This is a genomic window from Pseudomonas putida S13.1.2 (genome assembly GCF_000498395.2).
GTDB classification, from domain to species: Bacteria; Pseudomonadota; Gammaproteobacteria; order Pseudomonadales; family Pseudomonadaceae; genus Aquipseudomonas; species Aquipseudomonas putida_Q.
Genome location: NZ_CP010979.1, coordinates 3925380 through 3939329 on the forward strand (window position 1 = coordinate 3925380; position 13950 = coordinate 3939329).

Sequence of the window (13950 nt, forward strand, 5' to 3'; positions counted from 1 at the left end):
GCCCGTCCTGGGCACGCGTGGCCCAGGACGAGCGCTCATCCGCTCAGGGACGAACCGCGGTAACCTCGATCTCGACGCGCCAGGCCGGGTGTGCCAAGCCTGCAATCTGGAACGCCGAGCGCGCAGGAAGAACCGGCTGCTTGGCGGCAGGCCCAAAGAACTGGGTGTAGCCGGCCATGAAACCGTCGAAATCCATTTTGCCGCCGTTCTCTGGCCCACCCACCAGGAAGACCTGCATCTTCACCACATCCGTGAGGCCAAGACCCAGTTCTTTCAGTTGCTTCTGAATGTTTTCAAGCACGTTGATGGTTTGTGCTTTGGTGTCACCGTAGGCTTCCAGTGACTCCTTGGGGGCGTCGGGATGGATAACCGAGGGCACGGAACCACTGAGGTAGATGACCGTCTTGCCTGCAGGAACTTCTACGGCCGACGAGATTGGGAAACTCCCTGCACCATGGCGCACGATGTCTTGTGCATGAGCGCTGCCGATACCGGCCAATGCCAATGCAGCAACGGTCTTCAAAGCGACTTTCATAGTGTTCTCCTGAAAATTACCAAACATGTGTACGCAGGGATGATGCGTACACGGGTCATTCCATTGCGCCAGGTGCGCTTAGAATCGATAAAGGCTGAAGGGCTTCGGGTCCAGCACGGGCGCCTTTCCAAGCAGCAGGTCCGCCGACAACTCGGACGATACCGGGCTTTCCGTCATCCCCCAACCGGTTGCGGTATTGATGACTAGGCCTGGGTACTCATTGACCTGCGAAATAATGGGGTTCTCATCCGGTGCGATGGCCATGGCACCGCTCCATTGATCGATCAACTTCGCATCGCCGAAGGCAGGGAACTCGACCTTGAGTTTTTCCAACGAAGCATCCAGTTCCGGAATATCCGGGGCCGCCGTCATCAGTCGGTTTTTCTCGAAGGGCGAAACCTCGTCCAACTTCCAATGCGTGGGCTGAGTGAACGAATCGATCAATTGCCTGTTAAGCGCGATGTGCACCGGGAAGTCGGGAATAGCCAGCAATGGCAGGTATTTATAGCCATACATGAACGACTCTTTCACCACCGGGGCAACCACGACGCGCGGCGAAGTCGCGTAGGTACCGTCGGCCTGCTCACGGAAGTAGATATTACCGGGCAATGCAACGTTGCCGCCGGGTGCACGCGGTGCCGCACTGATGATTTGCTGGGACTGATAAGCGGGCAAGGTGGGCACATCCACGCCCAGGTTCTGCATGAACAACCTGGACCATGCGCCGCCGGCCACGATCACGCGGGCAGCCCTGATCGCGCCCTTCTCCGTCACTACATCGGAGATCGCGCCGGCGTGGGTTTCCAAGCCCCTTGCAGCGCAGTGGGTGTAGATGCGCACACCGATTTTCTTGGCGTATTCGGCCATGACAAACGATGCGCGCTCGGCGTCCAGGCTACCGGAGTCTTCCTCGAAGCCTGCAACCGTCCAGTTCGAAGACGCGCCGCGCAGCCGCTGTTCAAGTTCACTGCCTTGAATAATGCGGGTCTTGAAAGGGATGTCAGACCCTGCTTCCCGGGTTTTGACATCAATCCACTTTCTCACACCTTCCAGGTCTTCTTCATCGAAAGGCACTTCGACTCGGCCTTGTGTGCGATAACTGGTATCTGCACCCACTTTGGCATTCATTTCACGCCAGCGTTGCTTGGCAAGGTGGTGCAACTGGAAAGTCGCATCAGGCATCTTGTAGGTCATGACCTGACCATAGAACCTGCATGACTGCTCGCCGGCAATCTCACCTTTTTCAACGACAACCACGGAAAGGCCACGTTCGACGAGGTTGATCGCCGTCATGAGCCCGAGAATGCCGGCGCCGACGACGACTACATCCGCCTGCTTGGGCAGCACCCCCTCAGTGCCTTCTACAAAACCAAACCGCGGTTTGCCGGGGATCAACCGGCCTTCGCGCGTCAGCAGGGGGGTGAGAAGACCCGCGCCCCCCGCGACGGCCACGACGCTACCGCCGATCAAAAACTTACGCCTCGTCATTCCCATGACACTTTCCTTTCCTGGTATCCGGTGTTGATTGCATTCGCCCAGACGGCGAGGCACCTGCTTGGCCGACAGCCGCCTTGACCAACTTTGCGGTCAGGCAGTCAGGCTGAGCGTTAAAAATTCAAGGGGGGCGATTCTGATGACGCAACCGTGCCGGAAAAATCGCGGAGGGCAAATACTTAGTTCAGTCATTTGCAAACTAATACGCAGGAGACATAAATAGTTGAGATAGCGACACTGCGCCTTCACCTGATAAATGCCATTTCGGAACAAGCATGTGGATTATTTGGGCGATGCAATAACCTCATTAATAAGCCGGTTATTTGATACTTAGTAATTACGCGTCTTGGATATAACTGTGTTCCTTTAATTCATATGCGACGGTTTCCAGCAGATTGACAGTGGACAGCCCGTAGATCCATTACCGTAGCGATTTGAATACACCGTATCGAAATCAGTACAACCCCGTTCGAGAGCGGCTGCGCAAGGGTTTGATCCCCAAACGCTTTTTCATGCCTCGCCATCTGTAGCGTTTTCGTTCCAAAAGAATCGCGGCGCGAATGCAGAAATTCGCTAAATCATTGTTTTATAACTGTTTTTTGTCGTTGGCCGTGTTTTTGCTAAGGGAATACCAACCCAAGAGCGCGGAGCCACCGCGCCCAACGCCCTGCTTCCCGAGGATTCCCCATGAGCGAGTTGCGTTTCACTGAAGATCACGAATGGCTGCGCGTCGAAGCCGATGGCAGCGTCACCGTGGGCATCACCGCCTACGCCCAGAACGCCCTTGGCGATGTGGTTTTCGTGCAACTGCCAGAGTTGCAGCAGTATCAGAAAGGCGGCGAAGCGTCCACCGTCGAATCGGTCAAGGCCGCCAGCGGCGTGTACATGCCGCTGACCGGTGAAGTGGTCGAGGTCAACGGCCAGCTCGAAAGCAGCCCGGAACTGGTCAACGAAGACCCCATGGGCGAAGGCTGGTTCTTCCGCTTCAAACCGGCCGACATGAGCGAAGTCACCGCCCTGCTCGACCAGCACGCCTACGACCGCCTGATCAAAGCCAACGACGACGCCTGAGGAAAACCGCCATGACCATCCACCTCGGCACCGCCAACGAATTCATCGCCCGTCACATCGGCCCGCGCGCCGCTGACGAGCAGGCCATGCTCGCAACCCTGGGCTTCGACTCGCTGGACGCCATGACCGCCGCGGTCATCCCCGACAGCATCAAGGGCACCAGCGTACTGGGCTCCCACGACGGCCAGAGCGAGGCCGACGCGCTCGCCGCGCTCAAGGCCATCGCCGGCAAGAACCAGCTGTTCAAAAGCTACATCGGCCAGGGCTACTACAACACCCACACCCCGGCGCCGATCCTGCGCAACCTGCTGGAAAACCCGGCCTGGTACACCGCCTACACCCCGTACCAGCCAGAAATTTCCCAAGGCCGCCTGGAAGCGCTGCTGAACTTCCAGACCCTGATCAGCGACCTGACCGGCCTGCCGATCGCCAACGCCTCCCTGCTCGACGAAGCCACAGCTGCGGCCGAGGCCATGACCTTCTGCAAGCGCCTGTCGAAGAACAAGGCCAGCCATGCCTTCTTCGCCTCTGTGCACTGCCACCCGCAAACCCTCGACGTACTGCGCACCCGTGCCGAGCCGCTGGGTATCGAGGTGGTGGTTGGCGACGAGCGCGAGCTGGGCGATGTCAGCGCCTTCTTCGGCGCCCTGCTGCAATACCCCGCCAGCAACGGTGAAGTGTTCGACTACCGTGAAGTGGTACAGCGCTTCCACGCCGCCAACGCGCTGGTGGCCGTCGCGGCCGACCTGCTGGCCCTGACCCTGCTGACCCCACCGGGCGAATTCGACGCCGACGTGGCCATCGGCAGCGCCCAGCGTTTTGGCGTACCACTGGGCTTCGGTGGCCCGCACGCGGCTTACTTCGCCACCCGTGACGCGTTCAAGCGCGACATGCCGGGCCGCCTGGTCGGCGTATCGATCGACCGCTTCGGCAAAACTGCCCTGCGCCTGGCCATGCAGACCCGCGAGCAGCACATCCGCCGCGAAAAGGCCACCAGCAACATCTGCACCGCCCAGGTGCTGCTGGCCAACATCGCCAGCATGTTCGCCGTTTACCACGGCCCGGCCGGCCTCAAGCGCATTGCCGAACGCACCCATGCACTGACCGCGATCCTGGCCGCCGGCCTGAAGACGCTGGGCGTACAGGTAGTGGGCGCCAGCGCCTTCGACACCCTGACCCTGGCTACTGGCACTGCCACCGCAACCCTGCATGACAAGGCACGCACCCAGGGCATCAACCTGCGCCAGATCGATGCCGCCCACGTGGGCCTGTCGCTGGACGAAACCAGCAGCCAGGCTGACGTTGAATCCCTGTGGCAGCTGTTCGGTGACGACAAGGCCCAGCCTGACTTCGCCGCCCTGGCCGCCAGCACCGGTTCGCTGCTGCCTGCCGCCCTGCTGCGCCAGTCGGCCATCCTCGAACACCCGGTATTCAACCGTTACCACAGCGAAACCGAGCTGATGCGCTACCTGCGCCGCCTGGCGGATAAGGACCTGGCGCTGGACCGCAGCATGATCCCGCTGGGCTCGTGCACCATGAAGCTGAACGCCGCCAGCGAAATGATCCCGGTCACCTGGGCCGAGTTCGGCAACCTGCACCCGTTCGCCCCGGCCGCGCAGAGCCAGGGCTACCTGCAGATGACCACCGAGCTGGAGGCCATGCTGTGCGCCGCCACCGGCTATGACGCCGTGTCGCTGCAGCCCAACGCCGGCTCCCAAGGCGAGTACGCAGGCCTGCTGGCCATCCGCGCCTACCACCGCAGCCGTGGCGAAAGCCACCGCGACATCTGCCTGATCCCGTCGTCGGCCCACGGCACCAACCCGGCCACCGCACACATGGCCGGCATGCGCGTGGTTGTCACCGCCTGTGACGCCCGCGGCAACGTCGATGTCGAGGACCTGCGCGCCAAGGCCATCGAGCACCGCGAGCGCCTGGCCGCGATCATGATCACCTACCCGTCGACCCACGGTGTGTTCGAGGAAGCGATCGGCGAAATCTGCGCGATCATCCACGACAACGGTGGCCAGGTGTACATCGACGGCGCCAACATGAACGCCATGGTCGGCCTGTGCGCCCCGGGCAAGTTCGGCGGCGACGTGTCCCACCTGAACCTGCACAAGACCTTCTGTATCCCGCACGGTGGCGGCGGCCCGGGCGTTGGCCCGATTGGCGTCAAGTCGCACCTGGCGCCGTTCCTGCCTGGCCACGCGCAACTGGAAAACACCGAAGGTGCGGTGTGCGCCGCACCGTTCGGCAGCGCCAGCATCCTGCCGATCACCTGGATGTACATCCGCATGATGGGCGGTGCCGGCCTCAAGCGTGCCTCGCAAATGGCGATCCTCAACGCCAACTACATCGCCCGCCGCCTGGAAGAGCACTATCCTGTTCTGTATACCGGTGGCAATGGCCTGGTGGCCCACGAATGCATCCTCGACCTGCGCCCGCTGAAAGACACCAGCGGCATCAGCGTCGACGACGTGGCCAAGCGCCTGATCGACTTCGGTTTCCACGCCCCGACCATGTCCTTCCCGGTGGCCGGCACGCTGATGATCGAACCGACCGAAAGCGAGGCCAAGGAAGAGCTGGACCGCTTCTGCGACGCGATGATCCAGATCCGCGAAGAAATCCGTGCGGTGGAGAGCGGTAGCGTGGACAAGGACGACAACCCGCTGAAGAACGCCCCGCACACTGCGGCCGAGCTGGTTGGCGAGTGGGCCCACGGCTACAGCCGCGAGCAGGCGGTCTACCCGCTGCCAAGCCTGGTGGAAAGCAAGTACTGGCCGCCGGTCGGCCGGGTCGACAACGTGTTCGGCGACCGCAACCTGGTGTGCGCCTGCCCGTCGATCGAGAGCTATCAGGACGCCTGATTGCTCTCACGCCCGCTACCTGACTTGAGGTGTGGACCTCTGTGGGAGCGGGCGCGCCCGCGAATGCGATGATGACTTCACCGACGCATTCGCGGGCACGCCCGCTCCCACAGGGTTCACCGTCCGCCTAATTTTCCTGGCTGGAGGAACCACCATGTCACTGAGCGTCTTCGACCTGTTCAAGATCGGCATCGGCCCCTCCAGCTCCCATACGGTCGGCCCGATGCGTGCTGCCGCACGTTTCGCCGAAGGCCTGCGCCGCGACGGCCTGCTGCCCGGCACGGTTAGCGTCAAGGCCGAGCTGTATGGCTCCTTGGGCGCCACCGGCAAGGGCCACGGCAGTGACAAGGCCGTACTGCTAGGCCTTGAAGGTGAACACCCCGACACCGTCGACACCGACGCCATCCCCGGCCGCCTGCAGGCCATCCGCGACAGCGGCCACATCAACCTGCTGGGCGAACAGCGCATTGCCTTCAACGAGAAACAGCACCTGGCAATGATCCGCAAGCCACTGGCCTACCACCCCAACGGCATGATCTTCCGCGCCTTCGACGACGCCGGCCTGCAAATCCGCAGCCGCGAATACTACTCGGTGGGCGGTGGTTTCGTGGTCGACGAGGATGCCGCCGGCCACGACCGTATCGTCGAGGACAGCACCGTGCTGCCCTACCCGTTCAAGACCGCCAAGGAACTGCTTGGCCACTGCACCACGCAGAACCTGTCGGTGAGCCAGGTGATGCTGACCAACGAGGCCGCCTGGCGCCCGGAGGCGGAGACCCGCGCCGGGCTGCTGCGTATCTGGCAGGTGATGCAGGATTGCGTCGAAGCCGGCTGCCAGCATGAAGGCATCCTGCCGGGCGGGCTCAAGGTCAAGCGGCGTGCGCCAGCCCTTTATCGCCAGCTGAGCCGCCACCCGGAGGCCAGCCTGCGCGATGCGCTGTCGGTGCTCGACTGGGTCAACCTCTACGCCCTGGCAGTGAACGAGGAAAACGCCAATGGCGGGCGTGTGGTTACCGCGCCCACCAACGGCGCGGCGGGCATCGTCCCGGCGGTGCTGCACTACTACATGCGCTTCGTGCCGGGCGCCAGCGACGACGGGGTGGTGCGTTTTCTGCTCACCGCCGCGGCGATCGGCATCCTGTACAAGGAGAACGCCTCCATCTCCGGCGCCGAAGTGGGCTGCCAGGGTGAAGTCGGCGTGGCCTGCTCCATGGCCGCCGGGGCGCTGTGCGAAGTGATGGGTGGCACCGTGCAGCAGGTGGAAAACGCTGCCGAAATCGGCATGGAACACAACCTGGGCCTGACCTGCGACCCGATCGGCGGGTTGGTCCAGGTGCCCTGCATCGAGCGCAATGCCATGGGCTCGGTGAAGGCCATCAACGCGGTGCGCATGGCCTTGCGCGGCGACGGCCAGCACTTCGTGTCGCTCGACAAAGTCATCCGCACCATGCGCCAGACCGGCGCCGACATGAAAAGCAAATACAAGGAGACCGCCCGCGGCGGTCTTGCCGTCAACATCATCGAATGTTGACCCAACAATAAAACCAAGGAGTCACCGATGTCCGAAACACTGCTCAAGACCCCGCTGCACGCCCTGCACCAGGAACTGGGTGCGCGCATGGTGCCGTTTGCCGGCTACGACATGCCGGTGCAGTACCCGCTGGGGGTGCTCAAGGAGCATTTGCACACCCGCGAGCAGGCCGGCCTGTTCGATGTCTCGCACATGGGCCAGATCATCCTGCGCGGTGCCGATGCCGCCAAGGCCCTGGAAAGCCTGGTACCGGTGGATATCATCGACCTGCCGGTGGGCATGCAGCGCTACGCCATGTTCACCAATGAACAAGGTGGCATTCTTGACGACCTGATGGTTGCCAACCTGGGCGACGACACCCTGTTCCTGGTGGTCAACGCTGCCTGCAAGGACCAGGACCTGGCCCACCTGCAAACGCACATCGGCAGCCGTTGCGAGGTGCAGCCGCTGTTCGAACAACGTGCCCTGCTTGCCCTTCAAGGGCCGGCAGCGGTCAAGGTGCTGGAGCGCCTGGCCCCGGAAGTGGCCGGCATGACCTTCATGCAGTTCCGGCCGGTAAAACTGCTGGGTGAAGACTGCTTCGTCAGCCGCTCAGGCTACACCGGCGAAGACGGCTACGAGATTTCGGTACCGGTCCAGGCCGCCGAAGCCTTGGCCCGCCGCCTGCTGGACGAGCCCGAAGTACAGCCTATCGGCCTGGGCGCACGCGACTCGCTGCGCTTGGAAGCCGGCCTGTGCCTGTACGGCCATGACATGAATACCGAGACCACCCCGATCGAAGCCAGCCTGCTGTGGGCGATTTCCAAGGTGCGCCGTGCCGACGGTGCACGGGCGGCCGGCTTCCCCGGCGCCGAAGCAATCTTTGCCCACCAGCGCGACGGTGTGGCGCGCAAACGTGTCGGCCTGTTGCCGCAGGAGCGCACGCCAGTACGTGAAGGCGCGGATATTGTCGATGCGAACGACAAGCCGGTAGGTAAAGTGTGCAGCGGCGGCTTTGGCCCGACACTCGGCGCACCTGTTGCAATGGGTTATATCGATAGTGAACATGCTGCACTCGACACCGCACTGTTTGCCGTGGTGCGCGGCAAGAAGGTGGCCTTGAAAGTCAGCAAAATGCCTTTCGTGGCGCAACGTTACTACCGTGGTTGAAACGGCTTTGTGAAGGTGATGGCCAGGTTCGACATATTCGATTTCGAACCTGCCCAATAACTTTTGAACATGGCGCCAGGCCAGGCGCCATGCCGTTTCCGACAAATTGGTCGGTTATCGGCAAGCGGCCGATTTTCCATTCGACCAAGGGCTTGTTTTTCGCTCGGGAGTTGGCGTAGAGTCACTGCACTGTGTTTGCATGGGTCGCAACAGTTCGTGACCTGGGCCAGTAGCCGCAATCTGCTACAACCCGTTCGACGTCTCTTACTTTCCTGCAACCCAGCCCAGTAATCTTTTGCTTACAAACAATGCAGAAGAAACTGTCATCAAAATTTAAGTTTCATAGGAAATAAGACAATGGCTGAGCGTCAGAACGGTACCGTCAAGTGGTTCAATGACGAAAAAGGTTACGGTTTCATCACCCCAGAACAAGGTCCGGATCTGTTCGTGCACTTCCGCGCCATCCAGGGCAACGGCTTCAAGAGCCTGAAAGAAGGCCAGAAAGTGACCTTCGTTGCTGTGCAGGGCCAAAAAGGCATGCAGGCTGACGAAGTCCAGGCAGAAGGCTGATACTTCTAAAAAAGAGCCCCTGCGTTGACGCGCAGGGGCTTTTTTTTGCTTGCAATTCCATAGAATGAGCCTTTTCCGTCTGGAGTTGCCGAGCGATGCGCAAGCCCCACCTTATCCCTCAGGGCGACTTCCCCGCTGCTGGCCTGGGCCGACGACTGGCCGCGATGTTCTATGACTTCCTGTTATGTACTGCGCTGCTCATCGTGACCGCCGGTGCCTACAAGCTGATCCAGATGGCGATCATCGGCGAAGCGCGCATGCGAGAGCTGACCGAAGCCGGCGCACTGGATGGCGACCCGCTGTTGTCGACGGTACTGCTGTTCGCCTTGTTCGGCTTCTTTGCCAAGTTCTGGACCCATGGCGGGCAGACGCTGGGCATGCAGGTGTGGGGCGTGCGGGTGCAGAATGCCGATGGTTCAGCCATCAGCCTGTGGCAGGCATTGTTGCGCTTCGTGGTATCGATTGCCTCATGGCTATGCCTGGGGCTGGGGTTTTTCTGGGTGTTGATCGACAAGCGAAAGCGTGGCTGGCATGACATCTATTCGGAAAGCCAGCTGGTGCGGGTGCCGAAGCAAAAGAAATGACTTGAGCCTTGTGTTGCCTTGCTCCGGCCCTATCGCCGGCAAGCCAGCTCCCACAGGTACCCGACAATGCTCAGCATTCGTGCTGAACCTGTGGGAGCTGGCTTGCCGGCGATAGGGCCATCAGCCACAAAAAAGCCGACACTGGGGTCGGCTTTTTTGTACAACTCAGGCCACTATCCTGCCCGGCGCAACAGCCAGACACCGGCCAAGGCACAGATCCCCGCCGGGATCACCACCGCCAGCAGCGGCGGGAAGCCGAACACCTGGCTTGAAGGCCCCAGCAGGTCCTGGGCGATACGGAACACGAAGCCCACCAGCACACCGGTGAACACGCGCTGGCCAAGGGTTACCGAGCGCAGCGGGCCGAAGATGAAGGAAATCGCCATCAGCACCAGCGCTGCGGTGACCATCGGCTGCAGCACCTTGCTCCAGAACGCCAACCAGTACCGGGCGTTGTTCAGGCCCTGGTCGGACAGGTAGTGGATGTAGTCCCACAACCCGGTAATGGACAGCGACTCCGGCGCCAGGATCACGGTATTGAGCAGTTCTGGCGTGAGCGACACATCCCAGCGTTCCTGCGGCGCGTTGACCACTTCGGTGTGGTCGCCACGGAAGTAGGTGGTCCGCACGTCGGCAAGCAACCAGTGGTCGGTCTGGTACTGCGCGCGGCGAGCGAAGCTCGAAGTGACAATCTTGCGCTCGCTGTCGAAGCGGTAACGGGTCACACCCAGCAGCAGGCCGTTGGGCTGCACGGCGTTGATGTGCACGTACTCTTCACCCTGGCGGTGCCACATGCCGCGTTTGGAGCTTTGTGCTTCACCGCCGCCCTGGGCCAGGGAACGGTCCGCCTGAGCCTTGTTCTCGGTCACAGGTGCCACGTATTCGCCGATCAGCAGGCCAACCAGCATAAGCACCAGCATCGGCTTCATCACCGCCCAGACGATGCGGCCGATGGAAACCCCTGCAGCTCGCATGATGGTCAGTTCGCTGCTGCTGGCCAGGCTGCCCAAGCCAATCAGGCAGCCGATCAATGCCGCCATCGGCAGCATGTCGTAGAGCCGCCGAGGTGCGGTGAGCAGGACGAAGTTGCCCGCTTCCATCACTGTGTAGGTGTCACTCAGGTCGCCCATCTCGTCGATGAAGGCAAACAGCGAGGCCAGGCCGAGAATGATCCCCAGCACTGCCAGGATGGCCAGCAACACGCTCTGGCCGATGTAGCGGTCGAGCTTACCCATGGGCCACCTCCGCACGCCGCGCGGCGCGCTTGAGGCGCAGCGGCTCCCAGTACAACAGGCCGAGGCCAATCAACAGGAACAGGCCGTGGACCCACCACATGCCCAGGGCAATCGGCAGTTTGCCCTTCTCGAGGGCGCCGCGTACGGAGATCAGCATTGTCAGGTAGGCCATGTACAAGAGAATTGCCGGCAGCAGCTTGAGGAAGCGGCCCTGGCGTGGGTTGACCCGCGACAGCGGCACCGCCAGCAGGGTAACGACGAATACCAGGATCGGCAGCGACAGCCGCCACTGCAGCTCGGCGCGCTCTCGCAGGCCCTCCTTGCCGATCAGCTCGGAGGTGGGGATGGCTTCGCGCTCGGTGACTTCTTCGGCCACTTCCGGTTTGGGCAGCAGCACACCATAAGTGTCGTACTTGATGGCGCGGTAATCGGCCTGGCCCGGGTTACCGTCATAGCGATAGCCGTTTTCCAACACCAGGTAGCGGTTGCCGTCGGCCTGGATTTCCTGGTGACCTTTTTCAGCGACCAGTACCGACGGGGCGCGGTCCTTGGTCTTGTCCTGGTTGAAGCGCTTCTCGGAGATGAACACCCCGGCCAGGTTGACGCGGTCGTCCGACAGCTGCTCGGTGTAGGTGACCCGCGAGCCGTCACGCAAGGTCTGGAAGCGGCCCGGCACCAAGGTGTCGAACTCGGTCAGCGTGTCCTGCTGGGCAATGATCTGCTGCACCTGGGCAACGCCCAACGGCGCAAGGCTCAGGCTCAGCCAGGCCACCAGCAGGGCGACCAGCGCCGCCGGCGCCATGGTCAGCCCCAACAGGCGCTGCTGGCTCATACCGGTTGCGGACAGCACGGTCATCTCGCTTTCCAGGTACAGCCGCCCATACGCCAGGAGAATGCCGAGGAACAGCCCCAGAGGCAGGATCAGTTGCAGGAAACCCGGCAGCCGGAAGCCCATGATCAGGAACAGCACGCCCGGGTCGAGCACGCCCTGGGCCGCCTGGGCCAGATACTTGATGAAGCGCCCGCTCATGATGATCACCAGCAGCACAGCGCTGACGGCGCTCAAGGTCACCAGGACCTCGCGGGACAGATAACGAAAGACGATCAAACCAGACACTCCTGGGTTGTCAGGGCGGACTGCCATGCAATGGCGCCAAACAATGACTTAGTACAGCCAAGACCAATGCCGGTTCGCCAAAGGCGAACCTCCATGTAAAGTGCGCGCATTATCCTGTGATTGACCGCGCCTGTCACTTGGCCGCGCATCAAGGCGCATAACGGGGTTGTCAGCACACTTGCCGCAGGCTCAAACTGGCAGCTTTTCCGCTGGCGCGCGACTACGCCGCCAGGCCCGTCCAGAGCGCTGGAACACACAGCGCCATTTGTATCGATCATTCGGGGACCCTGACATGGAACTGGTTGTAAAAAGCGTAGCTGCTGCATCCGTAAAAACCGCCACCCTGGTCATTCCGGTAGGTGAAAGCCGCAAGCTTGGCGCCGTTGCCAAGGCTGTCGACCTGGCCAGCGAAGGTGCCATCAGCGCTGTGCTCAAGCGCGGCGACCTGGCTGGCAAGCCAGGCCAGACCCTGCTGCTGCAGAACCTGCAGGGCCTGAAAGCCGAGCGCGTGCTGCTGGTAGGCAGCGGCAAGGACGAAGCCCTGGGCGACCGCACCTGGCGCAAACTGGTCGCCAGCGTGGCTGGCGTGCTCAAGGGCCTGAATGGCGCCGATGCCGTGCTGGCCCTGGACGATGTTGCGGTCAACAACCGCGATGCACACTACGGCAAATACCGCCTGCTGGCCGAAACCCTGCTGGACGGCGAGTACGTGTTCGACCGTTTCAAGAGCCAGAAGGTCGAGCCACGCGCCCTGAAAAAAGTCACCCTGCTGGCCGACAAGGCCGGCCAGGCCGAGGTCGAGCGCGCCGTCAAGCACGCCAGCGCCATTGCCACCGGCATGGCCTTCACCCGCGACCTGGGCAACCTGCCGCCTAACCTGTGCCACCCAAGCTTCCTCGCCGAACAGGCCAAGGAGCTGGGCAAGGCGCACAAGGCGCTGAAGGTCGAGGTGCTGGACGAGAAGAAGATCAAGGACCTGGGCATGGGCGCGTTCTACGCCGTGGGCCAGGGCAGCGACCAGCCACCGCGCCTGATCGTGCTCAACTACCAGGGCGGCAAGAAGGCTGACAAGCCGTTTGTGCTGGTGGGCAAGGGCATCACCTTCGATACCGGCGGCATCAGCCTCAAGCCAGGCGCCGGCATGGACGAAATGAAGTACGACATGTGCGGTGCTGCCAGCGTGTTCGGCACCCTGCGTGCGGTGCTCGAACTGCAACTGCCGGTCAACCTGGTGTGCCTGCTGGCCTGTGCCGAGAACATGCCAAGCGGCGGCGCCACCCGCCCGGGCGACATCGTCACCACCATGAGCGGCCAGACCGTCGAAATCCTCAACACCGACGCCGAAGGCCGCCTGGTGCTGTGCGACACCCTGACCTACGCCGAGCGCTTCAAGCCGCAGGCGGTGATCGACATCGCCACCCTGACCGGCGCCTGCATCGTCGCCCTGGGCAGCCACACCACCGGCCTGATGGGCAACAACGACGACCTGGTTGGCCAGTTGCTCGACGCTGGCAAGCGCGCCGACGACCGTGCCTGGCAGTTGCCGCTGTTCGATGAATACCAGGACCAGCTGGACAGCCCGTTCGCCGACATGGGCAACATCGGCGGGCCGAAGGCCGGCACCATCACCGCAGGCTGCTTCCTGTCGCGCTTCGCCAAGGCCTACAACTGGGCGCACATGGACATCGCCGGTACCGCATGGATCAGTGGCGGCAAGGACAAAGGCGCCACAGGCCGCCCGGTACCCCTGCTGACCCAGTACCTGCTGGACCGCGCTGGCGCCTGACGCCGTGAGGC

Annotated in this window: 11 protein-coding genes; 7 read left to right on the forward strand and 4 right to left on the reverse strand. The window is 62.3% G+C overall.

Going from position 1 to position 13950, the window contains the following annotated elements; translation table 11 throughout:
• Positions 1–43: 43 nt before the first annotated feature.
• Both N805_RS17360 and N805_RS17365 read right to left on the reverse strand, forming a co-directional pair.
• On the reverse strand, positions 44–535 hold the full coding sequence (locus N805_RS17360; RefSeq protein WP_019471754.1) for a RidA family protein: 492 nt from the start codon (positions 533–535) through the stop codon (positions 44–46).
• 78 nt (positions 536–613) lie between these two features.
• Positions 614–2029 (reverse strand): NAD(P)/FAD-dependent oxidoreductase, encoded by a 1416-nt coding sequence (locus tag N805_RS17365; protein ID WP_026034482.1) that lies wholly within the window; start codon positions 2027–2029, stop codon positions 614–616.
• 687 nt (positions 2030–2716) lie between these two features.
• Between N805_RS17365 and gcvH the strand changes: the two genes are divergently transcribed.
• The 6 genes from gcvH to N805_RS17395 all read left to right on the forward strand — a co-directional run bounded on the left by gcvH (position 2717) and on the right by N805_RS17395 (position 9801).
• Entirely contained in the window at positions 2717–3100 is a 384-nt protein-coding gene (gene gcvH / locus N805_RS17370; protein WP_019471756.1) for a glycine cleavage system protein GcvH, read from the forward strand.
• Between the two features lie 11 nt (positions 3101–3111).
• Positions 3112–5967, forward strand: a complete 2856-nt coding sequence (gene gcvP / locus N805_RS17375) for an aminomethyl-transferring glycine dehydrogenase (protein ID WP_019471757.1) — start codon at positions 3112–3114, stop codon at positions 5965–5967.
• A gap of 154 nt (positions 5968–6121) precedes the next feature.
• Positions 6122–7498: an L-serine ammonia-lyase gene (locus N805_RS17380; RefSeq protein WP_019471758.1), complete on the forward strand. Its 1377-nt coding sequence runs from the start codon at positions 6122–6124 to the stop codon at positions 7496–7498.
• A gap of 27 nt (positions 7499–7525) precedes the next feature.
• The gene (gene gcvT, locus N805_RS17385; RefSeq protein WP_019471759.1) at positions 7526–8647 is read left to right on the forward strand and encodes a glycine cleavage system aminomethyltransferase GcvT; all 1122 of its coding nucleotides are present in this window, start codon (positions 7526–7528) and stop codon (positions 8645–8647) included.
• 357 nt (positions 8648–9004) lie between these two features.
• Positions 9005–9217 (forward strand): cold-shock protein, encoded by a 213-nt coding sequence (locus N805_RS17390; protein ID WP_019471760.1) that lies wholly within the window; start codon positions 9005–9007, stop codon positions 9215–9217.
• A 95-nt stretch (positions 9218–9312) separates the two neighbouring features.
• The gene (locus N805_RS17395) at positions 9313–9801 is read left to right on the forward strand and encodes an RDD family protein (protein WP_019471761.1); all 489 of its coding nucleotides are present in this window, start codon (positions 9313–9315) and stop codon (positions 9799–9801) included.
• A gap of 173 nt (positions 9802–9974) precedes the next feature.
• Here the strand turns inward: N805_RS17395 and lptG are convergent, their stop codons facing one another.
• Together lptG and lptF are read right to left on the reverse strand one after the other, a co-directional pair.
• Positions 9975–11036: an LPS export ABC transporter permease LptG gene (gene lptG, locus N805_RS17400; protein WP_019471762.1), complete on the reverse strand. Its 1062-nt coding sequence runs from the start codon at positions 11034–11036 to the stop codon at positions 9975–9977.
• Positions 11029–12144, reverse strand: coding sequence for an LPS export ABC transporter permease LptF (gene lptF, locus N805_RS17405; RefSeq protein WP_019471763.1), 1116 nt, complete (start codon positions 12142–12144; stop codon positions 11029–11031). Before lptF ends, lptG begins: the two co-directional genes overlap by 8 nt.
• A 301-nt stretch (positions 12145–12445) precedes the next feature.
• On the opposite strand from lptF, the gene N805_RS17410 reads away from it, so the two are divergent.
• Positions 12446–13939 (forward strand): leucyl aminopeptidase, encoded by a 1494-nt coding sequence (locus N805_RS17410; protein ID WP_019471764.1) that lies wholly within the window; start codon positions 12446–12448, stop codon positions 13937–13939.
• Positions 13940–13950: the final 11 nt, after the last annotated feature.